The sequence below is a fragment of the Streptomyces mauvecolor genome (assembly GCF_039532965.1).
Lineage (GTDB): Bacteria > Actinomycetota > Actinomycetes > Streptomycetales > Streptomycetaceae > Streptomyces > Streptomyces violascens.
Window position 1 is genome coordinate 1 of sequence record NZ_BAAASQ010000046.1, and the last position, 24817, is coordinate 24817.

25 protein-coding genes and 2 pseudogenes are annotated in these 24817 nt (G+C 67.8%); 10 read left to right on the top strand and 17 right to left on the bottom strand.

What is annotated here, in order from left to right; genetic code table 11:
* Positions 1 to 307: 307 nt before the first annotated feature.
* Positions 308 to 1504 (bottom strand): alpha/beta hydrolase family protein, encoded by a 1197-nt coding sequence (locus ABD346_RS35865; RefSeq protein ID WP_344380504.1) that lies wholly within the window; start codon positions 1502 to 1504, stop codon positions 308 to 310.
* Between the two features lie 653 nt (positions 1505 to 2157).
* On the opposite strand from ABD346_RS35865, the gene ABD346_RS35870 reads away from it, so the two are divergent.
* Positions 2158 to 2784 carry a DUF6000 family protein gene (locus ABD346_RS35870; protein WP_344380505.1) on the top strand — a complete coding sequence of 209 codons (627 nt, stop codon included), beginning with the start codon at positions 2158 to 2160 and terminating at the stop codon, positions 2782 to 2784.
* A 120-nt stretch (positions 2785 to 2904) separates the two neighbouring features.
* Entirely contained in the window at positions 2905 to 3174 is a 270-nt protein-coding gene (locus ABD346_RS35875) for a DUF5958 family protein (RefSeq protein ID WP_344380506.1), read from the top strand.
* A 69-nt stretch (positions 3175 to 3243) separates the two neighbouring features.
* On the opposite strand, the gene ABD346_RS35880 is transcribed toward ABD346_RS35875, so the two are convergent.
* From ABD346_RS35880 to ABD346_RS35890, 3 genes are read right to left on the bottom strand one after another with little or no spacing between them, the layout of a single operon-like run.
* A complete protein-coding gene (locus tag ABD346_RS35880; protein ID WP_344380507.1) occupies positions 3244 to 3705 on the bottom strand; it encodes a hypothetical protein in 462 nt (153 codons plus the stop codon).
* On the bottom strand, positions 3692 to 3928 hold the full coding sequence (locus ABD346_RS35885; protein ID WP_344380508.1) for a hypothetical protein: 237 nt from the start codon (positions 3926 to 3928) through the stop codon (positions 3692 to 3694). Before ABD346_RS35885 ends, ABD346_RS35880 begins: the two co-directional genes overlap by 14 nt.
* A gap of 52 nt (positions 3929 to 3980) precedes the next feature.
* Positions 3981 to 4406: a hypothetical protein gene (locus ABD346_RS35890; RefSeq protein ID WP_344380509.1), complete on the bottom strand. Its 426-nt coding sequence runs from the start codon at positions 4404 to 4406 to the stop codon at positions 3981 to 3983.
* Between the two features lie 574 nt (positions 4407 to 4980).
* Between ABD346_RS35890 and ABD346_RS35895 the strand changes: the two genes are divergently transcribed.
* On the top strand, positions 4981 to 5949 hold the full coding sequence (locus ABD346_RS35895) for a hypothetical protein (protein WP_344380527.1): 969 nt from the start codon (positions 4981 to 4983) through the stop codon (positions 5947 to 5949).
* Between the two features lie 89 nt (positions 5950 to 6038).
* Here ABD346_RS35895 and ABD346_RS35900 read toward each other — a convergent pair whose 3' ends face one another.
* Positions 6039 to 6329: a hypothetical protein gene (locus tag ABD346_RS35900; protein WP_344380510.1), complete on the bottom strand. Its 291-nt coding sequence runs from the start codon at positions 6327 to 6329 to the stop codon at positions 6039 to 6041.
* Positions 6330 to 6497: 168 nt separating this feature from the next.
* Here ABD346_RS35900 and ABD346_RS35905 point away from each other — a divergent pair.
* Both ABD346_RS35905 and ABD346_RS35910 read left to right on the top strand, forming a co-directional pair.
* A protein-coding gene (locus tag ABD346_RS35905) for an IS5 family transposase (RefSeq protein WP_344380511.1) occupies positions 6498 to 7375 on the top strand; the annotation gives its coding sequence in 2 pieces (ribosomal slippage) (positions 6498 to 6885 and positions 6885 to 7375; 879 coding nt in all).
* 78 nt (positions 7376 to 7453) lie between these two features.
* The gene (locus ABD346_RS35910) at positions 7454 to 9277 is read left to right on the top strand and encodes a protein kinase domain-containing protein (RefSeq protein WP_344380512.1); all 1824 of its coding nucleotides are present in this window, start codon (positions 7454 to 7456) and stop codon (positions 9275 to 9277) included.
* Positions 9278 to 9587: 310 nt separating this feature from the next.
* On the opposite strand, the gene ABD346_RS35915 is transcribed toward ABD346_RS35910, so the two are convergent.
* From ABD346_RS35915 to ABD346_RS35935, 5 genes are all read right to left on the bottom strand, one after another.
* Positions 9588 to 10880: a hypothetical protein gene (locus ABD346_RS35915; protein ID WP_344380513.1), complete on the bottom strand. Its 1293-nt coding sequence runs from the start codon at positions 10878 to 10880 to the stop codon at positions 9588 to 9590.
* A 288-nt stretch (positions 10881 to 11168) separates the two neighbouring features.
* Entirely contained in the window at positions 11169 to 11342 is a 174-nt protein-coding gene (locus ABD346_RS35920; protein WP_344380514.1) for a pentapeptide repeat-containing protein, read from the bottom strand.
* 34 nt (positions 11343 to 11376) lie between these two features.
* Positions 11377 to 12591 (bottom strand): IS110 family RNA-guided transposase, encoded by a 1215-nt coding sequence (locus ABD346_RS35925; protein WP_344380515.1) that lies wholly within the window; start codon positions 12589 to 12591, stop codon positions 11377 to 11379.
* Positions 12592 to 12775: 184 nt separating this feature from the next.
* The gene (locus ABD346_RS35930; RefSeq protein ID WP_344380528.1) at positions 12776 to 13966 is read right to left on the bottom strand and encodes an IS110 family RNA-guided transposase; all 1191 of its coding nucleotides are present in this window, start codon (positions 13964 to 13966) and stop codon (positions 12776 to 12778) included.
* A 242-nt stretch (positions 13967 to 14208) separates the two neighbouring features.
* Entirely contained in the window at positions 14209 to 14820 is a 612-nt protein-coding gene (locus ABD346_RS35935) for an SMI1/KNR4 family protein (protein WP_344380516.1), read from the bottom strand.
* A gap of 538 nt (positions 14821 to 15358) precedes the next feature.
* Between ABD346_RS35935 and ABD346_RS35940 the strand changes: the two are divergent.
* From ABD346_RS35940 to ABD346_RS35950, 3 genes and pseudogenes are all read left to right on the top strand, one after another.
* Positions 15359 to 16386 (top strand): annotated as a pseudogene (locus ABD346_RS35940) (bifunctional DNA primase/polymerase).
* Positions 16387 to 16480: 94 nt separating this feature from the next.
* Positions 16481 to 17889, top strand: a pseudogene (locus ABD346_RS35945) (DNA primase family protein); the annotation flags it as partial.
* A gap of 110 nt (positions 17890 to 17999) precedes the next feature.
* A complete protein-coding gene (locus ABD346_RS35950) occupies positions 18000 to 18383 on the top strand; it encodes a DUF6009 family protein (protein WP_344380517.1) in 384 nt (127 codons plus the stop codon).
* A gap of 153 nt (positions 18384 to 18536) precedes the next feature.
* Here ABD346_RS35950 and ABD346_RS35955 read toward each other — a convergent pair whose 3' ends face one another.
* Together ABD346_RS35955 and ABD346_RS35960 are read right to left on the bottom strand one after the other, a co-directional pair.
* Positions 18537 to 18815 carry a hypothetical protein gene (locus ABD346_RS35955; RefSeq protein WP_344380518.1) on the bottom strand — a complete coding sequence of 93 codons (279 nt, stop codon included), beginning with the start codon at positions 18813 to 18815 and terminating at the stop codon, positions 18537 to 18539.
* Positions 18815 to 19504 carry a GmrSD restriction endonuclease domain-containing protein gene (locus ABD346_RS35960; RefSeq protein ID WP_344380519.1) on the bottom strand — a complete coding sequence of 230 codons (690 nt, stop codon included), beginning with the start codon at positions 19502 to 19504 and terminating at the stop codon, positions 18815 to 18817. The genes ABD346_RS35955 and ABD346_RS35960 overlap by 1 nt, the downstream gene beginning before the upstream one ends.
* Before the next feature lie 600 nt (positions 19505 to 20104).
* On the opposite strand from ABD346_RS35960, the gene ABD346_RS35965 reads away from it, so the two are divergent.
* Positions 20105 to 20854 (top strand): hypothetical protein, encoded by a 750-nt coding sequence (locus ABD346_RS35965; RefSeq protein ID WP_344380520.1) that lies wholly within the window; start codon positions 20105 to 20107, stop codon positions 20852 to 20854.
* Positions 20855 to 21133: 279 nt separating this feature from the next.
* On the opposite strand, the gene ABD346_RS35970 is transcribed toward ABD346_RS35965, so the two are convergent.
* The 4 genes from ABD346_RS35970 to ABD346_RS35985 all read right to left on the bottom strand — a co-directional run bounded on the left by ABD346_RS35970 (position 21134) and on the right by ABD346_RS35985 (position 23021).
* On the bottom strand, positions 21134 to 21289 hold the full coding sequence (locus ABD346_RS35970) for a hypothetical protein (RefSeq protein WP_344380521.1): 156 nt from the start codon (positions 21287 to 21289) through the stop codon (positions 21134 to 21136).
* A 327-nt stretch (positions 21290 to 21616) separates the two neighbouring features.
* Positions 21617 to 21802: a hypothetical protein gene (locus ABD346_RS35975; RefSeq protein WP_344380522.1), complete on the bottom strand. Its 186-nt coding sequence runs from the start codon at positions 21800 to 21802 to the stop codon at positions 21617 to 21619.
* Positions 21803 to 21914: 112 nt separating this feature from the next.
* Positions 21915 to 22346 carry a hypothetical protein gene (locus ABD346_RS35980; RefSeq protein ID WP_344380523.1) on the bottom strand — a complete coding sequence of 144 codons (432 nt, stop codon included), beginning with the start codon at positions 22344 to 22346 and terminating at the stop codon, positions 21915 to 21917.
* A gap of 309 nt (positions 22347 to 22655) precedes the next feature.
* The gene (locus tag ABD346_RS35985; RefSeq protein WP_344380524.1) at positions 22656 to 23021 is read right to left on the bottom strand and encodes a peptidoglycan-binding domain-containing protein; all 366 of its coding nucleotides are present in this window, start codon (positions 23019 to 23021) and stop codon (positions 22656 to 22658) included.
* Positions 23022 to 23388: 367 nt separating this feature from the next.
* On the opposite strand from ABD346_RS35985, the gene ABD346_RS35990 reads away from it, so the two are divergent.
* Positions 23389 to 23742 (top strand): hypothetical protein, encoded by a 354-nt coding sequence (locus ABD346_RS35990; RefSeq protein WP_344380525.1) that lies wholly within the window; start codon positions 23389 to 23391, stop codon positions 23740 to 23742.
* Positions 23743 to 24034: 292 nt separating this feature from the next.
* Here ABD346_RS35990 and ABD346_RS35995 read toward each other — a convergent pair whose 3' ends face one another.
* Positions 24035 to 24460, bottom strand: coding sequence for a hypothetical protein (locus tag ABD346_RS35995; RefSeq protein ID WP_344380526.1), 426 nt, complete (start codon positions 24458 to 24460; stop codon positions 24035 to 24037).
* Positions 24461 to 24817: the final 357 nt, after the last annotated feature.

Sequence of the window (24817 nt, forward strand, 5' to 3'; positions counted from 1 at the left end):
CGACCTGCAGACAGCCCGCACCCTGGCAGCCCTACGACACCACCTAACAAAGTCCTACTAGCACGAGCTGGCCGATGAGGTGAGGTCGCGGAACTCGTTTCTGTGGGCCATGGCAACCAGTCAGGCGGCAGTCTTGCGCTCGCGCCAGCCACCCTCGAAGAGGATGCCGAGCTCCGTGGGAGTGATCCCACCGAAGAGATCAGTGACCGCACCTGGCCGGCCGGATCGCGTTAACGCTGACGAGGCCGCCGGCCCTGCCGACGGCCTCGCGCGACTGGCGGTCTTTCGGTCGACTCGCGGTCTTCGACTACGGGTGGAAGCTGATTTCCGGGTTCTCCGCTGTCGGCCCGTCCAGGACCGGCCGGTCGATGCCCTTCAGGTGCAGGTCGAAGAAGGCGGCGACGTACTTCCGGGTGAGCTCGACTCCGCGAGCAGCCGTGATCGTGGTACCGGGAGGCTCCGGGAGGCCGAGCTCCTCGAAGAACAGCGGGTTGTCGGTGAACGTCCCGTGGTTCGATCCCGCGACAGTCAGCCAGCGCTTCCAGCCGTCGAGCCTGCTCCACGCGTCTGTCCAACTCGGGTCCTCCTGGCCGTCGCCCAGGGGGTGGCCGATCAGCATGAACGGCTTGCCGTTGAGCCCGGTCGTGGGGACCTTGTAGTCCATCGTGCCGTCCAGGTTGACCCCGGCCTGGATCCGGTCGTCCGTGGCCAGGGCCGGAACGGCGGCCGAGCCACCGATCGAGTGCCCGGCCATGCCGATCCGGCCAGCGTCGATCATGCGGGCGTAGCGCCAAGCGGGGTGCGAGCGGGCGGTCAGCTGGTCGATGACGAACGACATGTCCTTCGCCCGGCTCGCGTCCACGGCCTCGGGACCGCCGGGCGGGAAGCTGTCGCAGATGGCGCAGGTGAGCGTCCGCCCGTCGGGGAACGTCGTCCCGGTGTTCTCGTAGGTGTGGTCGACGAGCGCGACGACGTACCCGCGGCTGGCCAAGTCCTCGGCAAGACTGGTCAGTTCGGTGCGCGGCATGGTGAAGCCCGGGGAGAGCAGCACCAGCGGGAACCGGCCGTGCTGCGGGCGCGCGTCGGACTTCGCCCACGTCCCGGTGCCGGTGACCGCCCGGGTGGGGATGGTGTTGCCGGGCAGCTTCCCGTCCAGCATGAGCCGTGCGGCCTCGGGCGTCATGTACGGTGCCGGGTCGCCGGTGCCCGCCTTGGCGGGGTAATACATCGACACCATCAGTTGGCGCGGACCCGCCGACGGGACCCACGGGTCGGGCCGGTCGTGGTCGACGAGGTGCAGGATCTCCCGCCCGACCGCGTACTGGCCGGTCGGGTGCGGGAGTTCGACGTGGACGTCGACCGACGGACCGGCCGGGGCGTTGGACCAGGCGGAAGCGGCGGCCGGGGCCGGGGAAGCGGCAAGCGCGGGCGCGGCGACGACAACGGACAGCGGCAGGGCCAGCAGGAGCGCGGCCGCCACGGCAGTGCGACGAATTCCGGTCATGCAAGGACCGTAGGCCGCCCGTACGGGAGTTGACGTCACCTCAGGGATGTAGGGGTTCCACCGGACAGAACGCCGCGCGTCGCCCTGCAACCCCTACGGGCACCCCCAAGGACGCCTGACCGAGGACAAACCGTCAACACGGCCAGTCAAGATCGTTCGGCAGATAGTCAAGATCTCTTGCCACCGGACATTGGTCCTTGGGCAGCGAACGTCGAACGCCTCAGCAGCCTGCCGCCGACTGAGGAAACCCTCTCGCCACGCCCACCGACCGCCTTCCAGACCTTCCTGGGCCAGCACGGCATCCCGGGGGCGATGCCCGACCAGGGCACTGATGGATGAACTACCTGACTCAAGGAGTTCTCTCGTGGGCGAGAGGGTCCCCACCCTTCTTGCCACCATGACACTCGCCGGACAGGCGAGCGCGGCACCCTCGGATCACACCCCTGCACCTGCCGTGGGCAGACGGCGAAGCCAGGAACCCAGTCGGACCAGACACGCTACGCACCCTTCACCCTCAACCGCGATGAGTCGGTCAGCTCCGACACGGCTCGGCTGATCATGCAGTCCGACTTCTCTGAACCAGTAAATACGGTCCGTTGAGGCAGTCGGCAAACCTGTGGCGGATGAGTACCGTCCCGGGCCAGGATGCGGCTATGCGTGATGTCCAGAGCGATCCCGAGTTGCAGCATCTGGTTCGGCGGTTCGTCACGCCTGATCGGCTATACCTTCGGTTGGGCGGGAGCGTTTTCCGGTTGAGCCCGGTCGAGCGCTCCGCGTTTGTGCGGCATCTGGCTCAGGCTGCGTACGAAATCACTCCGGCGGAGCTCGGCGTCCTCTTCGAGGGTGGATGGCGCGAGCGCAAGACTGCCGCCTGGCTGGTTGCTGTGGCGCACAGGTCCGAGTTCCGCGAGCTCATAGGCCGGCTCCTGCTGGCCAGCGAGGGGCCGTATGCGGGCGCGGCATACTGCGTCGCCCTTGCGAAGTTCGGTACTGCAGCGGATGCCGAACTGCTCAGCGCATACCTTGATCACTACTTGTCGCGTCCCGACCTCAACTACGACCAGGCAGTCGTCCTTGGGACGCTTCTGTACCTCGATGAGATTCTCGGCTCCGAGTACACGACACGGTTCCTTGCCCTGGCCGGTCCCTGGGACCGATGGCTCGAAGTCCGGGCCGTGGCGGCTCTCGACCCGCATGACTGTCGGCAGGCCGTGCAGCAACTGTGCGCTTTCCTCGACGAGACCGCTGAGGTCTTCGCCTCGCTGGCCTGCGGGAGCTGATCACGACCGAGCGGGACATTATCCTCAACGAACTCGCCCAAGGACTGCGCCCGATGCCACAGGGCATCGAGTGGGTCGGCACCCACAGTCCGGAGGAGCAGGCCGAGGCGCCACCACTGCGTGCAGGCGCGCGCCGGCACCGAAGACGGACCGGAGAGCATCCGACGTGCCGGGCTGCGCCCGACGCACACCCCGGCCGTCTTGATCACCTGCGGCCCGATCGACCAGCAACTGGGGAAGATCGCCGGCCTCACCCCTGTCGACGAACGACGCAAGACGTTCCGGCTACTGGTCGAGGTCCTCGCGGTCGCAGACGAACGGCGCCGCGAACGCTTCTGCTCCGGCGGATGCGGTCACTGGTGGCACAACCTGCCCGTCGCCGACGGGTGAGGACGAGTCCCTCGCTGCTGGCCTCCGCCCCTGAACTCCATGTGCGGCAAGACGGACTGACGGCAGTGTTCATGCGCTTGTGTCGTCGGCGGCGGAGCCGATCACCGCGCTCAGGGCCTGCAAGGCGTCATCGTATTGGTGGCGGTCGAACTGGAACGGACGGAATGCCACGTAGTCGCGGGTTTTGCGGTGGGGTTGCTCGAAGGCGTCCCAGGTTACGAGATCCGCTGTCGCGGTGATGCGGGCCATGAGCGGCCAGCACCCCCACTCACCGCATTCACAACCGAGGACGGGGGTCTTCGGCCCCATCGCGCTAGTGGACAGTCCGAGGAAGTGGTCCTGCATCGGGCCGAACCGGAAGAACTCCGGAATCAGACCACTGTAGGCATCACCTGCAGGCTGCATCCCGGCCGCGATCTCGTACTCATCGACCAGCTCGGTGAGTGGTGTTCCGTCGATGTGAGGGACGACCACGAGCAGACCTGTGTCGCCACGGTGCTGGCAATCGAACCGCATCTCATTGCTGATCATCCCGCGATTGTCTCAGCGACCCTGCTCCCTCCTTCTGGGCGGGGTGAGCCGGGGCCTTGCGCGACATGCCGAGGTTGATCGCCACGCTGCCGGGCGCCGAGTCGATCTGGTCGATTCTGGATTCGGCGTCGGCGAGGCTGACGTGCAGGCCCTCGATTTCGCCGAGCCAGCCCTCTTTCTCGGCTTCGGCGATCCGGTCGAGGAGGCTGTCGCGGATCTCCACCAGGCGGCCGTGCTGGGCGGGGTCGGGGCGCAGGAGGCAGCAGCGGACAGAGTCAGGAGCGCCCGTGCTCGCGGTTGAGCTCGTGGTAGCCGCGGAAGTCGAAGAACCGCAGGCCGTCGATCACCGCTCCAGACAGGATTTCCGGCAGAGTCCATGGGTGGGTGGTGTAGTCGTCCGTTGCCACGCCTCCATGCTCAAGCAGCAGAGCGATTATTCGATGAACCTCTGCGGTGCCGTCGATCCGCCCCGAGACGTCGATCTGCACCGCCCAGGTGGGGTGATGTCCGACGGCCGCTTCGAGGATCGCCACATCCTCGGGATCCCAATCGGAGAAGAGGTAGCCGGTCTGCCCATCGTCGATGTCGATGTAGAGGTTGCCGTCCAGAGTCCATGGATTGCGCTGCTCGGGCAGATGCCGATTGAGCGAGGCGACGGTCTCAGCTCGCTCACCTGAGGGAAACACGAAGACAGTTCGCATGGGTTGGAGCGTAGGCAGTTCAGCTTCGTGGCGACCATGGATTTGAGGGGCAGCTTTGGTCCGTCGACGTTGTGGTGGTGCGGATGGCGACGTCGGCGAAGGTCGGCATGCCGAGATCGACTGTGGAGGGTCGGCGGGCCGCTTCGGCATCGAGCTGGTCCAGCTTGCCTTGCGCGCCGGTGAGGCTGACCTGGAGGCCCTCGACCTCGCCCAGTCATCCTTCCCGCTCCGCCTCAGCGATCCGGGCGATCAGGTTGTCACGGATGTCAGTTAGCTGTGACCGTTGGGCTGGATCAGGCCGGAGGAGCGAGCATCTGACACAAGCTTCCCTGAACTACGAGGTGAGGGCGACAGCTGAGGTTCGGTCGTCGGCCAGCTTTGAGCACGGATGGCGAGAGCGGATGTGCACCTATTCGGAAGGCACTCGCCAGGGGGCTGAGGTCGGTGAGCGCGAGAACGGAGGCACCCCCACGTCGCCCCGAGGTAGTGCACCAGGCTCGCGGCAATCCGTTCGCGTGGCGTTTGCCCGGCCGCGTACGGTCTGCGCATGACGAGGACCACGCCGGCCAGACCGGTGTCTGTGGAGGCCGTGTTCCCGGAGCTGGCCCCCTACCGAGCCCGGACTACCCGGTTGCACCCCAGACCGGGGCGGCCCGGCATGCACGACAGTCACGTCGGCGGGCCGATGCTGTGGCCGGACAGCGAACAATGGCCGCTCTGCCACGAGCCGCACCATCATGAGACCGAGGGGTACGCACCGGAGGAGATCCGCGGCGCCCGCGCCGCAGGCGTCTGGCCGCCGAGCTGGCCGTGGCCCCCCGCGGGAACTCCCGGACTGGACGGTCCGGTGCCCTTCGTGGGGCTGGCCCAGTTCTTCCGCCGTGACATCCCGGGTCTTGTCTGCGGGCCCGACGGCGCAGATCTGGTTCAGCTCTTTCGCTGCCCCTTCACCCACGGCCTGTACCTGGAGCGCCGCTACCGCCTGCAGTGGCGACGGGCACGGGATACCGAACACGCGGAACGCTTCCTCGCCGCTCCGCCCGAAGTGCCCCTGCTTCGATGGGAGCACGAACTCCCCGAGCCGTGTGTCCTGCACCCGGAAGAGGTGGACACCTATCCCTGGGCGGAGGACGACACGCTGCCCGCCTCGCTGATCGCGCGCATCGACGCGTGGGACGACGCCCAGGTAGCGGAACACGGCCCCGGCGCCCCCAGCTACCAGTACGACCTGTCGATCCCTCCCGGCTGGCGCGTCGGTGGCTACCCCAGCTGGGCGTCGACGGGCCCGATGGTCATCGACTGCGCGTCCTGCGCAACCCTCATGCGGTTGCTGCTGACGGCAGAGGGCTACGAGATGGACGCCGGCTCGCACAGCTGGGTGCCCCTGGAGGACCGTGACCCACCCCTGAGGGGGAAGGCATCGATCCGGGGTGGCCAATCCGTCGCCCAACCCACTCGGCTCCGCTTCGGCCGAGACCGGGACCTGCACGTATTCACTTGCCCGGCCGACCCTGGGCACCCGCCCCAATGGGTGCTCGCCTAGGGAGTTTGGCGGCGAAGGACCATGGACGCCCCCGAGCGAAGTCTCGACGCTTCGTCCCACCGACGCAGGCACCGTCACCCCGGGCGCGTTCACGGTTCCTCCCGGAACCTCGGGACCGGGAGGTCGACCGACGCCCTGGCCGTGCTCCTCATGATCTGCGCGAGTTCGTCCTCGGCGCAGGGCAGGCTGACCCGGAGTCCTTCGACCTCGCCGAGCCAGCCTTCGCATTCGGCTTCGGCGATACGGGCGATGAGGTTCTCGCGGATCTCCTCGAGGCGGTCCCGTTGGGCCGGGTCCGGCCTGAGGAGTGCACATCTGACACAAGCGTGTTCATGAACACACGGGGTGGAAAATGCGCGGCCGCAGGTGCCAAAGGACACCTTGCGCTTCTCAAAGTGGGCGAGGAAGGCATCCCACTCCTCCTCCGTGGGAGTCCGGTATTCCTCGCTGGGCCGGGTGGCCCGGCGGCGAGCGATGAACGCCCTGTGCGCCTCGATCGTCTCGGCCGGGTAGACGCCCTTTAGAAGTCCTAACAGAAGTGGTTGCTGATGTGGCTGTTGGCCTATCCGCTCGTTGGTCTGGTCGTGGGGAAGCGTCAGTCACGGCCGTGGATCGTGTCGGATGAACTGTGGTCGCTGGTCGAGTCGTTGCTGCCCAAGCCGGGGCCGAAGCTGGTCGAGGGACGGCCGAGTGTTCCGGACCGGCAGGCGTTGTGCAGGATCCTGTTCGTGCTGCACACCGGGATCCAGTGGGAGTACCTGCCGCAGGAGCTGGGCTTCGGTTCGGGCATGACCTGCTGGCGGCGGCTGGCCGCGTGGAACGAGGCCGGGGTGTGGGACCAGCTGCGTGTGCTGCTGTTGAAGAAGCTGCGGTCGGCGAAGAAGCTGGACTGGTCCCGGGCGGTGATCGACTCCTCCCACGTGAGGGCGGCCCGCAGGGGCCCAAAAGTGGTCCCAGCCCGGTTGATCGTGCACGGCCGGGCAGCAAGCACCACGTCGTCACCGACGCCCAGGGCATCCCGCTCGCGGTGTCGCTGACCGGCGGCAACCGCAACGACGTCACCCAACTCCTGCCCCTGCTCGACCAGATCCCCGCCGTCGCGGGGGTGGTCGGCCGGCCCCGGCACCGGCCCGACGCACTGCTCGCCGACCGCGGCTACGACCACGACAAATACCGGCGCCTGCTGTGGCAGCGCGGCATCCGTCCCGTGATCGCGAAGCGTGGCGAGCCACACGGCTCCGGCCTGGGCATCTTCCGGTATGTCGTCGAACGGACGATTGCCTGGCTGCACGGCTTTCGTCGCCTGCCCATCCGATGGGAGCGACGGGACGACATCCATGAAGCCTTCTCGCTACATTTCCCATCACCTACAGACATGCCCGACGCCTTTGTTAGGACCTCTTATTCTGCCTTCTGCCGGGACTGAAGATCCCCCAACTCACCTGCGGGATCAAGGCTATTGTTCACCCGCCGCAGTGATACTCAAGGGGAGGGAGCCCCGGCAGTGCAGCCTCTGAAAGAGCACGATCCCGACCGGATCTCTGACTACCGGCTCATCGGCCGGCTCGGGGAGGGCGGTATGGGCGTGGTGTACCTGGCCCGGTCGTCGCGTGGCCGGATGGTGGCGGTGAAGACCATCCGCGCTGAACTTGCGGAGGCTAAGGATTTCCGTCAGCGGTTCGCCAAGGAGACCGTCATGGCCCAGAGGGTCGGCGGGGAGTGGACGGCTGCCGTGCTGGCTGCCGATCCGGACGCGGCGCTGCCCTGGGTGGCTACAGCCTACGTCGCCGGGCCGACCCTGCAACAGGTGGTGACCGAGCAGCACGGACCGCTGCCCGAGTACTCGGTACGCGGCTTGGCCTCCGGACTGAGCCGGGCGCTGGGCGACATTCATAGAGCCGGGCTGATCCACCGCGACCTGAAGCCGTCGAACGTCATGGTGACCATCGAAGGGCCGAGAGTGATCGACTTCGGTATCGCCCGCGCCCTGGACTCCGCTGCCGGTGGCCTGACCAGCACCGGAGTGGTGATCGGTTCGCCCGGCTTCATGGCACCGGAACAGGTCCGGGGCGAGCGACTGACCGAGGCGAGCGACATCTTCTCGCTGGGCACGGTGCTCGCCTTCGCCGCTTCGGGGCGACTGCCGTTCGACGCTCCGGAGAGCCAACTGCACGCCCTGATGTATTGGGTGGTGCACGAGCCGCCCGACCTCACTGGCATACCCGAGCCATTGCTGGGGCTCATCCAGCACTGCCTGGCCAAAGACCCCAAGGACCGGCCCGCCCTGGCCGAGCTGCGGGACCGGGTAGAGCCGCAGTACCCCTCGCCGGGAGTGTGGCTGCCGCCGGAGGTGCTGGCCCAGCTGGGCCAGCAGGCCGTGCAACTCCTCGACCAGGAGGATCCGCGCACCCGGCTGGCCCCCCTTACGGCCGCCGACGCGATAGCCACGGCCCCGACCGCTCCCAGCCACCCTCCCACCACGCCCTCCGCCAACCCCGAGGCACCCACCACCGGAAACCAGCCGCGCCAGGGGACCTCCTTGCCTGGCGCGGACAGGCAGCCCGGCACAACGCAATCCCGGCTGGCCGACGAACGGCGTCGCGCACGAGGCCGGACGGGCCCGGCGGATGGGCGCCGGGCCGCTGTCTACTGGCTCCTTGCCCTCTTCGCCGTGGTCTCCGGAATCACGGCCGTCCAGCAGATCGTCGCCGCCACCCATCAAGGGGACAAGTCCAGCGACTCGCTGAACTACCCGAGCTACCCGTGGTACGACATGAGACACTTCAACTTCGATGGGTGGGAGCCCTTGACCTTCCTGTGGGTGGCTCAGATCCTCCTCGGCGCGGGGCTGATGGTGTGCTGGCTGATCTGGTTCGCCCGTGTGCGCCTCGTCGCCGAGCGGTTCGCGCCGGGGCGGCTGCGCTACCACCCGTCCATGGCGGTACTCAGCTGGTTTATCCCCGTCGCGAACCTCTTCCTACCGCACCAGATCGCCAACGACGTCTGGCACGCCTCCAGCCCGCCCGAACAGGGTGAGGACACAGCTCCGCGCGTACTGCTGCACACCTGGTGGGCCCTCTGGCTGGTCACCCTCCTGACCTCGCCGCTCTTCTGGACCCCCTGGTGGGTAACGCTTACGTTCGATCAGTCCTACATCGAGGATGATCCCTACACCCACGCCGGGCACAGCCTCTACTGGTACGAGTTCAAGCCGGAGACCTGGATCAATCTGTCCCTGCACATGCTGGCGGTCCTGACAGCGGCCGTCACCGCGCTCTACGTTCGCCGCCTGACCGACATGCAGGCGGCGAAACTCAGCAAGGCGTAGCCACTCGTGGGTGGGCAGTACCGGTGCTTCGCCCTCATCGGTGTGCAAGTCACTGGGCAGCCCCAGCCAGCCGCGGCCGGTACGTCTCAGAGGATCACCCACCACATGTGAACCCGCATGTCTGCGCTGGTGAGGCCGCCCCTTCAAAGGAGCCACGCCCGGCTGATGTGTCAAGCGTTCTGGCGCCGGGTCACGGCACTGCGCTGCCCGCGCGGCGCAGGTCCGTGATCCCTTGGTCGAGAGCGGCGCGCAGGTGGGTGGACTGACCCGTCAGGATCGACAGCGGCACCATGCCTCCCCCCTCTCGCCGTCAGTGCATCTGGCGAGGCGCCACTTCCTTGAAGCCCTCGAGGTCCTGAAGGACATCGGCGACCGTCGCTCCGATCGCCTTGTATCCCTCGCGTCGCATGACGTCCCGAGCCTCGGCGAGGTCCACGGTCTCGGCGTCGGCCACCACCGCGAGGTGCTCGAGCACCCTGTACGCCGGAGAGTGCGGCGGAACCTTCTGCAGCTTGCCGTTGACGAAGATGACACCCGCGCCGCCGGCACTTGCCGCGCCAAGGACTTCGAAGCCGGGCCCGGCGCTTTCCGACTTGGTGGGCAGCTGGTAATTCACCCGGATCGTGGCGGTCTCACCATCGGGGTCGAGCTCTTCGACGGTGAAGACCACATGGCCACTGCTGGACTGGTGGTCAAAGACCGATCCCTTGACCAGCGCCACCGTGTTGTCGGAGTTCACCATCAGGTACGACCTGTTGTTGACCAGTGTGTGCACCAGCACGGCCGCATGGGGCAGCCCTGCATCGAAGCCGGCCTGCACGCGGAACTCCACGAAGAAGTCCCCGATCCGCGCGGCCAGCGTGCCGGGCAGATCCCGGCGGTGGAGCGGACGCAGATGAATGAGGGCGGTGCCGGTGGCATTCATGACATGGGTCCGCGTGGCGTCCAGCCAGCCCCTGCCGTACATGTTGGCGGCGTTCAGCCCGGGCCCGGTCAAACCCCAACGGTCATGGGCGAACATGTAGGCGTTTCCGCTACTCATCGCGTCCCACGGGTCTGTCCAGGGCCCACTGGCCCCTTCCATCCACGAGGCAGCCATCCCGTACTCATAGCCCATGACTAGGGCGAGGTCATTGGGATACAGGCCGTCGACGTCGCAGACTGCGGCGTAGTGGGGCACCCCGAAGAGGTCCGTAGGGACATTCATGCAGACCAGCACCCCCGCGTACCGGGAGAAATCGATACCGTCCGCCGCGATGGCCTTCTGCTTGGCCCAGGCGATCAACTGATCCCGGCCAGCCGGGTTGGCCCCGCTGCCCGTGTAGTTCGCGCGGTCCTGATCGAGGACGTACCAGCCGAGGACGTCCGTTCCGCTGATGTCGACCGCACCGTGGGAGGAGTCCAGGAAGTAGTCGACCATGTTGAGCGAGCCCTGGCCGGACCCGGTGAACAGGTCCGCGAAGTACGCGTCGTCCGCACTCGTCGGCACATTGACGGTGTCGGCGAACTGGCAGCGCAGAATGGCCCAAGGTGACGCAGGCATACAAAACCTCCAGATGCGGACGACTCTCGGGCAGCCTACGAGCGCCGCCTCCACCGACACCGCAGGCCCGTCCCGCATCCACACCGATGGCCCACGGCCTTGTAGAAGCGGCGGGGAGAGCCCGCAGGCCCTCCCCGTCCGGTCAGTGCGCCGTGGCCAAGTCCTCGTGCTCAGCCATCTGCGCACCCCGGCAGACGCCGCACAGCCCGTCCTGGGGCTTCCGTCGTCCGCCCACGGGGGGAACCGTCCCAGCGAAAAACCGTGTAGGGCGCCGGGCCGGGTCCGCGCCGTAGACCGGGAGAGCCGGGGCCGGGGCGGACAAAGGCACACCGAGCAGGTTCGCATCGGTCAGATTCGCCTCATGAGTTGCGCGCCGATGATGCTCGCGCCGGGGAGTTTGGCCTCGTGCAGGTTCACGTGCTTCATCTGGGTCTGTGCGAGGTTGGCCCGGGCCAACTGGGTGCCCACGCCCATCAGCAGCGGACCCGCCAGACGGGGGGGTGTCTCTATGTCGTTCGTCAAGGACGTGGTGCCTGGTGTGCGGGTGTTTGTGATGTCATGCGGCGAGGGTGACGGTGGGGGTTCTGGACTTGTAGAAGGTGCCGTCTCGGAGCATGGCGAACAGGACGCTGATGCGCTGGCGGGCAAGTCGCAGGAGCGCCTGAGTGTGGGTCTTGCCGCGGGCTCTTTGCCGGTCGTAGTAGGTGCGGGAGGCCGGGTCGGCGTTCATGCAGGCGAAGGCGGAGAGGAACATCGCGCGTTTGAGTTGCCGGTTTCCGCCTCGTGGTGCGTGTTCGCCGTGGATCGAGGTTCCCGATGACTTGGTCGTGGGAGCGAGGCCGGCGTAGGAGGCGAGGTGGGAGGCACTGGGGAAACCGGTGCCGTCGCCGACGGTGACCAGGAGGACGGCGGCGGTCCTGACTCCGACTCCGGGCATCGAGGTCAGGACCGGGTGAAGAGGGTGGGCCTCCAGCAGGGTGCTGATCTGGGATTCCAGTGCCCTGCGCTGGTCGTGAACCGCCGCGAGGGAGGCGGCCAGGGACGGGATCACGATGTCGAGGGTGCCGGTTCCCGGGACCACGACGGTCTGTTCGTCGAGGGCGTCGAAGACGTCGTCGATCAGCCGGGCGGCCATGCGCGGGGCCTTGGGGCGGATGAGTTCGACGAGTCTGCGGCGGCCGGCTTTCCGCAGGGCGGCCGGGGATCCGTAGCGTTCGAGGAGCCAGGGGATGGCGGGGTGGTCCAGCCGGGGCCCGAGCACGCGCTCGAGGCTGGGGTGGAACTGGGTGAGCAGGCCGCGTATCCGGTTGCTGGTGCGGGTGGCCTCGGCCGCGAGATCCTGGTCGAAGCCGGTCAGCACTGTGAGTTCGGCGGTGATCTCGTCGGTCAGCTCCAGCGAACGCAGGGTGTGGGGCATCGTCCGGGCCGCGTCCGCGATCACCGCCGCGTCCTTCGCGTCCGTTTTCGCCTCCCCCGGATACAGATCAGCGATCCGCCGCATCGCGAGGCCGGGCAGGTAGGCGACCTCGCAGCCCGCGTCGCGGGCCACGGCCAGGGGAAGGGCGCCGATGGAAGCGGGCTGGTCCACGATCACCAGGACGGTGCCGAACTTGGCCTTGAGCTTGTCGAAAACGGCCCGCAGCTTCGGCTCGCTGTTGGGCATCGGCCTGTCGAAGACCTTCTTCCCGGCCGGGGTGAGCCCGTGACCATGGTGGGCGGTCTTGCCGACGTCCATCCCGAGGAAGACGCCCACGCCTTCGGTGTCTAACATCGCACCCTTCCGGAGGTGTTGACCGTGCCGGCCTCGGCAATGGCACCGTGCTCGCGCATCCACGTTATGCAGACCTGCCGCCCGCAGGCTGCCCGGCATTGCGCCGGACCGGGCGGTGGCCGGGTCTCTCATCAGCGTCTCCGACGGCACCCCACAAACCCGGTGACACCTCCTCATGTTGTTGTCAAGCCGCTGCAGGGAAGGGAGTTGGGGGTTGGTAGCACTGCCGGTCGCGGACCATGGCGAACAGGACGTTGACGCGACGCCGGGCGAGCGCGAGGACAGCATGCTTGTGTGTCTTCTTCTCGGCCCTCTTGCGGTCGTAGAAGGCCCGGGACTCCGGGCAGGTGCGGACGCTGATCATCGCGGAGCGGTAGAAGACACGCTGGAGGCCGCGATGGTAGCGGCGGGGTCGGTGCAGATTGCCGTTCACGTTGCCGGAATCGCGGGGGACCGGAGCGACGCCGGAGAAGGCGGCAAGCCGGTCTGCGCTGGGGAAGCGCGATAGGTCCCCGCCGGTGGCGGCGAGGAACTCGGCGCCCAGCAGGGGGCCGATGCCGGGCATGCTGGAGATCACCGGTGCGAGCTCATGCTCACGAAACCGGGCCTCGATGAGCTTGTCCAGTTCGTGGATCTTCTCGTGGAGGCTCAGTAGCTCCAGCGCCAGGTCGTGCACCACGCGGGCGATCGCGGCCTCGCCGGGAATCCGGATGTGTTGCCGTTCCGCAGCATCGACAGCGGCGGTGGCCAGGTCTTCCGCGCTGCGGGTGTGGCGGTTGCGTAGCCACGTCGTCAGCCGCCGTCGGCCGAGACGCCGCAGTGCAGTCGGCGTCTGGTAGCCCGACAGCAGCACCAGCGACCCCATGCTCGTCAGTTCCAGGGCATGTTCCAGGGCCGGGAAGATGCCCAGTACCTGTGCGTGCAGGCGGTTGGTCTTCCGCGTCCGTTCCTTGACCAGATCGGCCCGACGGTCGGTCATCACCCGTAGTTCGGCGGCCAGTTCACTCTCCGGTGCGAGGACGTGCAGGTCGCGGCGCATACGCGCCTGATCGGCGATGACTCGGGCGTCCTTCGCGTCGGTCTTGCCCAGTCCGCGGTAGCCGGCTGAGGCCCTGTTCACCGCGAGGCCGGGCAGATAGACGATGGTCTGCTCCTGGTTGAGCAGGAGGTTGACCAGCAGAGCGGCCATGCCGTCGGCGACGTCGACGGACCAGACCACGTCCTCGCCGAGGGACAGTACCTCGCTGATGAGGTCCAGCAGTTCGGGCTCGTCGTTGATCACTTTCCGGGACAGCAGCACCTCGCCGTCGTTGTTCAGGACGACGGTGTGGTGGTGAGCCTTGCCGATATCGGTTCCCGCCCAGTTCCAGGCCATGGTTCCTCCGGTCGTGCGACGTATTTTCGATCCGGACGACCCCTCCAGCATGGTCCTACTCAGCGGTACCGGCGGGCCCGCAGCTCCTCATCAGTGGTCGAGTCGTCGTGCGGCTCCGGGCGGCCAGGTGTCACAGGAACCATTGAAGGCAACCACCCCCAAGCCATACCCGGGGCCACTGGATCCTCCGGACCGTACGGCAGCCCATCAGACCCATCAACAACGTAGGACCACCCCCCAGGTCATCCGTTCGACAGAGGGGACACAGTCATACCGGGCCCGGAGGCCAGCGGCCCCATTGCAGGACCGCGAAAAACATAACGGGGGGGCTTGCTCACCTGCGCTGGGCCGTTCCAGCCGATGCTGCTGTTCGGCCCGGTCATGTCCTCGTCGGACAGGTAGCGGTAGAGCCATTCGGCGAAACTCATGTCGTACTCGTAGAAGTCGTCATCGTCTCCGACGTGGACGACGAGCAGGGGTGTGTTGCCGGGCCTGGGCAGCAGGAAGAGGTACTCGCCCCCGTTGGTCGACGCCAGCGGGATCAGGCCGCCTTTCCCGAATACCAGGTGCCCGGGATTGAGAGAGGCCGCGGTGACCTCCTCCCACTCGCACGCGTCGAAGGCCTCCACGGTCTCCCTCATCCAGCGCAACAGGTTCCACGCATCCGATCCGGGATGGTGGATGTAGAGGCGGTCGTTCAGTTCAGCGGGGGCATACCGTGCGACGAACTCCTTGAAGTCCGTGGGGAGGGGGCTGCCGATCTCCTGCTCCAGGTGAAGCCAGTCGGCAGGCTCGTTGTCACGGTTGATGGCTGGGCCCAGCATGTCGAAGACGGCCTGCAGATAGTCGGTCATGGATGCCCAGGGTGTTCGTCGGGAAGGGTCCAGGACAGCATCGACCACGTCGCACGACGACCATCAGCCGGGGCCCGGGGAGGAGACGGGCGCGCGGCAGGAGACCTCCAGCAGCAGGCGGCACCAGGTACGCAGCGATTGGTTCGACCAGACGCATTCCAGCCAGGACAGCCTGCACTGATTCGTCTCCATCGGCGGGGAGGGGTGCCCGAAGGCAGCTGTTCAGTCCCTTGCAAAAGGACCAGGTCAAAGCCTTGTGATGGCTCCGTGAGGGACTGAAGGGACTGAAAATCCCAGTTCCCTTCTTTATGTGTGTGCGCATACGTGTACGGGCGAGCAGTGCACCGTAGTAGTCAGTGCGGCTCATAACTGGGAAGTTGAGTCCCTTCAGTCCCTCTCCCTCTTTCGTAGGCCTCTTGACCTGCGGCTTTGTGGAGGGACCGAAGAAGGACCAACCGGTTCAGCCCCTCGTCAAGGAAGTCGTGTGCCAGCTCCCCGCAGCGTGACCGCGCCGCACACGGACGTCCGCACTCTCGATGTGGCCCGCTGGTGCGCGCGCCCAGGGCTGGCCCGTCCACCCGCTGGCCGCCGGCCGCAAAACTCCTCCCGCGAACTGCCCGGCATGCCGCACTGGTTACCACGCCCCCAGGACTGTCCCTGCCATGCACAAGGCGGCTGGTGCCACGGCTTCCACGCGCCCACCACCAACCCCGCTTGCCTGGACGCCTGGTGGGCCCCCGCCCCCAACTGGGTGTGGGTATCGCCTGCGGTCCCGCCCGCCTGGTCGTCATCGACGTCGATGCCCACAGTGCCCCGGTGCCTGACCGCAGTCGGCTGCTGCCCGGCATCCCGATCCCCACCGAGGTCAACCTCGCCGGTCTGGCATCCGGGTTCGACACACTCGCCCTGCTCGCCGCCTACCGCCGTCAGCCCGACCCGGCCGCAGACACCACCACGCTCCGAGTCCGCACTCCCTCCGGCGGCCTCCACCTCTGGTACCGCCTGCCCCCCGAACACACGGGCTACTGCTCGTCGGCCGGTTCCAGCCCCACCGTCGCGCTGGCCTGGCAGGTCGACGTCCGGGCCCACGGCGGCTACATCGTCGCCCCCACCACCCGCACCCCCAAAGGCAGTTACGTGTCACTTGGCGACACCCGCGAGCCCGCCCTCCTGCCCATGTGGCTCGCCACCGAACTGGACCGCACCGGTCACAGCCTTACTCCAGCACCCTCAGCCCCTGCGACGAACCCCGACGTTCCCGCTCCCCGCGGGCCCCGACGTGCCCCCGCCCGCGCGCTGCGCACTCTGGAGCCGCTGCTGGCGGAAGTCGCCTCCTGTGCCGCGGTTGCGCATGGAGCAGCCTTTACGGAGAAGCTGAACCGCGCGGCCTTCACGGCCGGGGGACTGGTGGCAGCCGGCCATCTGCCCCAGGCCCGGGCCCTGGAGTTGCTGACCGAGGTTGCCGAACAGGCCCGTCCGGGCCAGGAGCGGCGCAGTCAGTCCGTCATCGTCTCTGCTCTGCAGGCCGGTATGCGCCGGCCGTTCCATCACGAAGGACGTTCATGAGCAGCGCCGAGAGCCGCGTCGACGCCGCGGCCGCCGCCCAGCAGAACGCTGCCCCCGCCCTCACCGTCCGACGGTCCCCGAACAGGTCACGCTGACAGGCCGTTTGCCGGGCCTGCTGAGAGACCGGGGTAACGCGAGGCTGTTCGCCTCTCTGTACGGGGACCAGTTCCGCCACGTCGAAGGCCTGGGCTGGTACACCTGGGACACCTACCAGTGGAAGCGCACCGGCGGAGAGAAGGCCGCTCTGTGGGCGGCCGGCGACATGGCCGAGCAGATGCCCCCCAACGACCCGACCGGATTGCACACCGACCGTGAAGTCGCCGCCCACCGCAAGCGCGCCATGTCCACCCAGGGCATCAAGGCCATGCTCACCCAGGCCAAGGCCTCACCCGCCCTCGCCCTGGACCCTGACGTCCTAGACGGCGACCCCTACGACCTGTGCACCCCCGGCGGCGTCATCAACCTGCACACCGGCGAGCTCCGCAAACCCGACCCCATCCGCGACCTGCACTCCCGCGCCACCACCGTCGCCCCCGCAGCGATGCCCACCCCGCGCTGGCACCGCTTCCTCACCGACACCTTCGGCGACGACCCCAAGGGCGCCGAAACCATCGCCTTCCTCCACCTGCTGATCGGCTATTCCATCACCAGCGACGTCGGCGCCCAGGTCCTGCCCTTCCTCTACGGCACCGGAGCCAACGGCAAGTCCGTGCTCCTGGACGTGATGACGCAGATCCACGGCGACTATGCCCTGGCCGCCCCGCCCGGCTTCCTGATGGAGAAGGGCAACTACAGCGAACACTCCACCGAACTCACCGAACTCCACGGCCGGCGCATCGTGGTCTGCTCCGAACTCAAACCCAACGACAAGTTCGACGAAGCCCGCGTCAAACTTCTCACCGGCGGCGACCGCATCACCGCCCGCCGCATGCGCCAGGACTACTTCAGCTTCAACCCCACCCACAAACTCTGGCTCCTGGGCAACCACCGCCCCGAAGTCGGCACCGGCGGCCAAGCCTTCTGGCGTCGTATCCGCCTCATCCCCTTCGAACGCGTCGTCCCCACCGAACGCAAAATCGACAACCTCGCCCCCGAACTCGTCACCAGCGAAGGCCCCGGCATCCTGCACTGGCTCATCGAAGGCGCCCAGCGCTACCTCGCCACCCGCGACCCCCTCACCGGGCCCGCCACGGTCCGCACCGCCACTGAGGCCTACGCCACCACCGAAGACCACATCGGCCGCTTCCTCACCGAAGCCTGCACCACCACCGTCCCCGGCGGTGACGCCGGCGACCTGCGCGTCGAGCAGGGCCTGCTCTTCGCCACCTACACCGCCTGGTGCGCAAACGAAGGCATCCGCCCCGCCACCGTCCGCGCCTTCGCCACCGGGTCCGCCGGGAACTCAACCTCGCCTCCGCCTCCGAGATGATGAAATCCAGCGGAAAGAAGTACGACCCCGGCCTCGGCCTCCTCACCAACGACCCCACCCCGGCAGGTGACTGACCATGGACGCCCTGCCACCGCCGGCCCGCCAGGCCTACCATGAAGCCAAACCCCGGCCACCACACGAACCGCCTGCCGGACGCCGCCCACCACTTGACGGGACTGCAGTCATGAGCTCGCTGCTGAACGAAAGCGATCTCCGCCACGAAGCAGCACTGGTGTGGCTGGAAGACCCCGAAAACCTCGACTACGTCCGCCAGGCCCTCGACAAACTCGCCCGCCGCCGCGGCAAACCCCGCTATGAACGCGACGACCGCGTGGTCGGCTACACCGAACTCGACCAGCACGCCGAAGCCGACCCCGACAGCGGCCTCTACCGCTGCCGCGTCTTCTTCCTCCTCCCGCACGACCGCGACACCGAACCCAACGGCGTCTACAACGTCGGTGCACCCGGCGAAGCCATCGACCCCCGCACCCTCCAACCCCGACGCGTCGGCGAGAAAACCCCCCGCTCCCAACGCGGCCCGGCCGCCGCCATAGCCGTCAGAACCTGAACCCCAACACACCCGCCAACACAGGCCGCCCCCTACGAGTTGTGGGGCACCCCCACCTGAACCGAGGCCGGTTCGACCGCGCTAGGAACCTACCGCCGCGCCCCGGGCGATGGCTCGGGCAGGGAAGAGGGACATCTCTCTCCGGCGGGCAGGTCAGGTGGGGGCGACGGCCTCCTCGCCGTGTTCGACGGCGGCCACGACACGCTCGTGATACCCCTCCAGCTCGCCGTCGGTGACGGTGACGGGGCTGCCGGTGAGGGTGTACCACTCCTCGGTGCCGGTGTATTGGACCTGGACGCCGACGAGGTTGTTGGGCAGGCGGGTGGTGTGGACGGTGAGGTCGCCTGTGATGACTCCGACCTCGTCGGTCATCGCCCCGCCCGGACCGGCGGTGACCTGGTCGTCGCACACCGCTGGTTCGGGGCTGGGCATCAGCTGTCGCAGGTGTCGAGCATCTCGTCCAGCGCCGTCTTATCCGCCTCGGTGACGTTGCGTTGGTAGACGTGCTTCACGTCGATCCAGGCCCGGGAGTACGCGCACCAGTACGACTTGAGCGGGGGCTTCCACAGGTCGGGGGTCTGGTCGCCCTTGGACCGGTTGGAGGCGGCGGAGACGGCGATCAGCTGGGAGTGGACCAGGTCGTTGGCGAAGGCCTTGCGCTTGGCGGTGTCCCACAGATCCGCGTCGGCCCGCCAGCCGCCGGCCAGCGGCACCATGTGGTCGACGTCGACCTGGCCGGATGCGGTGAGCGTCTTGCCGTCGTACTCGCTGTACCAAGTCCCGGACACCGCACGGCACTTGTCGTCCTGGACCACGTTCTTCCCCTCGCGCTGCAGAACGACCTCACGCGTATCGCACTGCCCGTACTGCATGGCCCAGTGCGGGAACTTCGCCCGGGTGTAGCCGGTCATGGCGTGCGGGGCCTCGACGTTCAGGTCCCCTAGCTCGCCCCGGGCGACATCGGCCGGAGGCGGCTCCGGCAGCGCCCGCCGCAGCGCCGGGGAAGACTGGGCTGTGACGGCGGGGGCAGTGGCGGATGCCGGAGCGGCAGGGGCAAGGACGGCGGACAGACCGACCAGGGCGATGGCGGCGCCCACCCGCGAGAAGTGATCTTGCGTCAAGAGATAGCGCCCATGTGCGCGTACAAGCTCACGAACAGTTCAGCGTCACCCATTTGAGAGGGGGCCTCCACGCTGGCTGCCTCCCCGGTCGCGGCGGAGCTGCCGGCGGTGAGCGCTCCCGGGTCCGCCAACAGGACTGCTCCTGATTCGCGGGCTTATGCCCTGGCCGGGCCGGGCGGTGTACGTGCAGAGCATGCAGATGCACCGTTATGGCAGGCGACTCCAATGCCGGACAGGTGGCCGGCTGGGCCGGGCGATGGTGGCTGTGTGGGTGAAGAGGGCTGCGAGGCATGCCTCGGCGAGCGCGGCGCTGGTCGTGCCGTCGGTGAACAGCGTGGGCAGGGCGACAGGTTCGGAGCAGGACCAGGGACGGGCACGGCGGCGTCGTCCAACTTGGTGCCAGGGGCCAGACGCCGGTGATCCCTTGAACTCAGCGGCGGACAGCCGCCTGTTCCGTGCGGCTGGCGATGGTGTCGAGTCCAACCGCGTACGGGTCGGGGAAGGCCGTTCTGTCCTCGACGATGCCCCTGCCTGCGGGGAGCGCGATCTCATCGGCGAGGATGAAGTGATCAGATCCACTGAGCGGGAGGCCGTCGACACGTGAGCTACAACCAGCCCGGCCCGTACGGCCCACAGCCGCCCACGCCCTCCTTCGGGCCGCCCTCGACTGTGGCTGTGGCGTCCGGCGCGCCGACGGGCGCACGTGTGAGGAACACGGTGCTGGCGGTTGCGTTCACGGTGGTGGTCGGTGCGGTCGGCGCCACCGGCTATGTATGGGGTCGGGGCGCCAGCGGGCCGGCGAGCGCCGCAGCCGTGTCGTACAGGGTGAAGACGCCGCCGAGCATCATGGGCGGCGCGTTCGTCGGCGATGCCAACGTCGGTGTGCGGATCACCAATGGCGACATCAAGGGCTGCCTCGCGGACGGGATCCGCAACCTGCAGGCTGTGAGTGCTTCCTACAGGTCCAGCAATCCCGACTCCGAGCAGCGGGTCCAATTTCTGGGAGTCTGGGGGACGATCGACGATCCCGAGCAGGCGATCGACCGTGACTTCGCCACCGCCGCCCGCACCGCCGCCGACAAGACCGGTAATACCTTCGTAGGCGCCCCTCAGCGAGTCTTCCCCATCGGACTCGGGGACGCCGTCATGAAATGCCAGATATACAAGCCCACGAGCCCCTCACACTCAGACGCCGACAGCACCACCCCCCTCTGCATCTGGGCCGACCACGATACTCTGGGCGAGGTCACGCGCTTCGACCTCGCCACCGGCGCCACCCACCTCACCCTCGACCAGGACGCCGACACCGCAGCCAGAGTCCGCGTCGACACCCGCGTCCGGGCACTGTAGGTAACCCCCTGCCGGGCGCCCGGACCGTGGCTGGTCCACCTGCGTGCAACCGGCCCTGCGCAGGATCAAGCCGACTGCGAAACCTCATCGGGATCTCGGCCAGTTCGCCTCCAGTGCTCCTCGGAGAACCTCGTGGTCTCAGGCTTCTTTCGTGTCTGATCCGGCAAATCGTCGTCCGCCAGGCCGGTACGGATGGCTACGTTCGACCCTCGTGACGACGGATGGCACGCACGTCCCGGTTGGTGCTGTGGAGGCGGCGTCGGACCAGGGGCCTGAACCTCAGACGGTCGGGGGGTAGCCCGGACTACGGGTGTCGACGACCCGGTGCCGCTGTCCGGCGGCCTGGAGGCGGTCTCGGAGTTCCGCCGCCCTGCGGTCGGCCTCGCCGCGCTCTCCGGTACCGGACAGAAGTTTGGCGGCCGAGTCAGATGCCACACGGCCGCTGCCCCTTGCCCGCTTCGAAGGGCGGCCTCAGCTTCTTGGAGGTAGGACGCCGCCCAGTCGACAGCAGAATCGGAGTCCGGCCGGTCCGCATCCGCAAGGATCTCGCGGAGGACGGGCAGTTCCGCCTCCGCCACCTGCCTCAGCCGCACGTGCCGACGGTACGCGCGGACCACGCTCACCGAGCTCACCGCGGCCGTGAAGACCACGGAGTCGATCACCGAAGACGGACTGGCCGACGGGCACCGGCCAAGCTCGGCCTCAAGCAGTGAAACGGCGCCTTGCCGGGGCCAGGCCGATAGGGCCGAGCCCCGGCAAGGATCAGCGGCGGGGACGGCCGGCGAGCCACCAGGCGAGCAGTCCGCCGGGGACGGCGACGGCGGCGAAGGTTAGCAGCGAGGTCCCCAGCTCGCTGCTGTCGGCGCGGATTTGGGCGTTGATGAGCATGCCGAGGAAGAAGACGATAACGGCGGTGAGCATCCCGATGGCGGCCGGGCGTGTCCTCATGCAGGTGGCTCCTTGGTTCACTTGATGCACTTCCCTCCGGCAGCCTTGCCCGCGTAGGTGAAGCGGATCTCGACCTTCTTGCACTTGTTCAGGTTGTCGCTGCCGAGGCTGGCTATGTAGGAGTAGACGCCCGCGGCGACGGCTCCGCCGATACCGCCGGTGATGACACCGATGATGCCCGCAGCGGTGGCCGCGCTGCCGAACAGGTGGCGCGGGCCTGGCTCTGGCTGAGCGTGACGTAGACGTACCAGCCGAAGCTCACGCCGCGCTTCTGGATCCGCCCGTCGCCGACGGGCGGCAGCTCGCCCCAGACGACCTGAACGATGTCGGAGTCCTTGAACGCCTCGACGGCCTCTTCATCGGTGTAGCCCCACTCGGCCAGGTTGACGGCGAAGCCTTCACCGCTGCCCCCGGCTCGCTGGCCTTGGTGTTCTGGGCGGCGTTCGCCGCGGGCGCGACGGTAGCGATCAGTGCTGCCGCGACGAGGCTGGCGCAGGCGGTCTTGAAGGTGTGCGAGTCGATGACGGACACAAATCCCCCCCATGGGTCGTTTCAGTGACGGTGCATCAGCACCAGGTCACTTGATGATCCATTTACTTGATCTTGACTCTCCAGGGATCAAAGTCCCTCAACCGCCCCACAAGCCATGAACGGCTTGAAAGTGCCCTCCCTCTGACTGCGCGGCTCGGCTGCGCGGGCGAGAACCGGACCTGCGCTCCGCGCAGACATGGGCGAACTACACGCCGAACTGGCCACCCCGCCCAAAAGCGGGTCAAGGCTGTGGCCCTGGCCGAGGCCCAGGGGAGAGCCCCCCGCCTCGTGCAGCGCCGGCCGCACCGGCCGGTGGGGTGCTCTATCGGGGCCGGTGAGGCGCGCCGAGGCTGTGGCGCAGTTCCTCCCACGTCTCAGGTCCGACGACGCCGTCGACGGGCAGCCCGCGCCGCTTCTCGAAGTTCTTGACCGCTTCTTCCATATCGGCGTCGAACGTGCCGTGGGTCTCGTCGTTCCAGCTGAAGTCGATGTAACCCCAGAAGTCTAGGAGGCACCTGGCCTCCCGGACTGCGGGACCGTGGTCGCCCAGGCGGACGGTTCGCGGTGTCACGGTGCCGTCGAAGCCGCAGGCGACGCCCTCGATCGGCACCTTGGGTGCCGTCTCCGCCGATGCGGTCGTGGTGCCGAGGGCCGTGACGGCGGCCAGTGCTGCGGAGACGAGGGCCACGGATGCGGCTAATCGGCGTATTGATCTCATGGTGAAAACCATCCCTTTGATGTACTGTGACCCGGTCTGGGGCGCGTGCCTTGAGACTATGGATCACCGGTCGGGCGCGGCCACCCATTTAGGGGGCGCTCGTGCGCCGCCGGACAGGGTGAGGGCTGCGCCGGGCCCGCCGTCCGGCCGAGTCGCTACACCGTTGGTTGCAGCAAGTGGTGTGCCTGACCCGGGAGGTTGACATGGGCGCTACCGCGCTGGTTTGACGACGCGCCAGCATCACGTTCCTAACCTGGGGCTGTTCATCAGGGGCCGGCGCTGCCACTTCGTGGCCGGCGGTTGCCTGTGACCAGATGCAAAGCCAACGGGAGGGCCGATGAAGTCGAGTCTGAAGAGGGTTCTGGTGGCCGGTTCGGCCCTGGCGGGACTGGGGGTGGCGGCGGTGGACATGCCGGCCAGTGCTTCGGCGAACGGGGAGCTCCAGGTCACCGTCCACACCAACTACTCCGACAACATTCAGGTGTGGGGCACGAACCAGTACGGCAACGCGGTCCACACCGACTGGGTCCCGACACCGCACGCCTGGACCCGGGTCAACGGCTGGTGGTGGCGCGGCAGCGTGTCCATCCACAACGTGGGCCGCCACAACGGCCGTACGATCGACCAGTGGACGACCTGCAACATCGTCCCGGGCGGCACGCCTCACTTCGCGGACTGCTGGGCCATCTGACCTCCGCAGAGGAAATGTTCCGGTGGGTGCGACGGGTGGTGACCGTGGTGTGGCTCCTCGCCGAGACGCGCCACCAAGACCGCTCCCCACTGCCGTGATCTGCGGGAGCGCCAGGGTGCCCGTACGGTGATCCGGAGTGCTCCCGAGAGTGCTTGCGCGGCCGGTCGTCTCCCGCACGTTGGCGTCCGGCCGCATACATGGCCCCCGGCGCGCCGGCGAGCACAGCAAGAGGGATTTCCGGGGGCGGGGTGGTTCGGCTGGAGGAACGATCCGTCTGCTGTGACGGGCATTGTCAGAGGGGCCGCTTAGGATCCCGGCTCGTGGCGATCAAAGTGCCACCGGCTGGCGGCGCAGGAACGCATCGACGGCGGCCGGGTCGGGGTCGATGACGGTGATGCGGCCGGGTGCGGTGGACCGCGGCCGCCATCGCCGTGATCGCCACCGAGCCCCCAGTGCCGATCGTCGCCACCGCCCCATGCAGGGCGAGCGCGCGCAGCGCCAGCACCTGACCGGCCTCGTACGGGGTGCCCTCCAGATAGCGCAGGGACCCGGTCAGGTCGAGGTCGACGGCCAGGTCTTGGGGACGTGCCTGGTAGCGGGGCGTGAAGTCCTCGACCAGCACCAGGAGCTGCCCGAACACCGCGTCCTGGTCCGCCTGGTGGTCCGGGCCGGGGTGGAAGAAGACCCGCATGATGCAGCGTGCACGGTTGTCGCTCATGAGGTCACCCCGCGCTGCCCTGGTTCTCCAGACGCCTCAGAGTGTCTCGTTCTGCTGCTGCGGACGGGTTCGTCACCATGGGCCGCGAGACGCACGCCGTTCGCAGCAGTATGACCATCCGCCTCTCAGTGCATTCGAGGGCTGCCGATGCACCTCTGAGATCAATATATCGAGCATAAATCGAACGTTGCGAGGTAAGCGAGGACTGCCCTTGCCGTTCGAGCCACTGCGACTGAGCGTCCAGTAGGGCAGCGGGTCAGGCGGGGCTCCTGCCCGAGGCAGTGTCGGAACCCGTCACTAGTAGGACTCCGTTAGGTCTCGGGGGATCTTGCGGCTTTCCGCTGGTGGGAGCGGGGT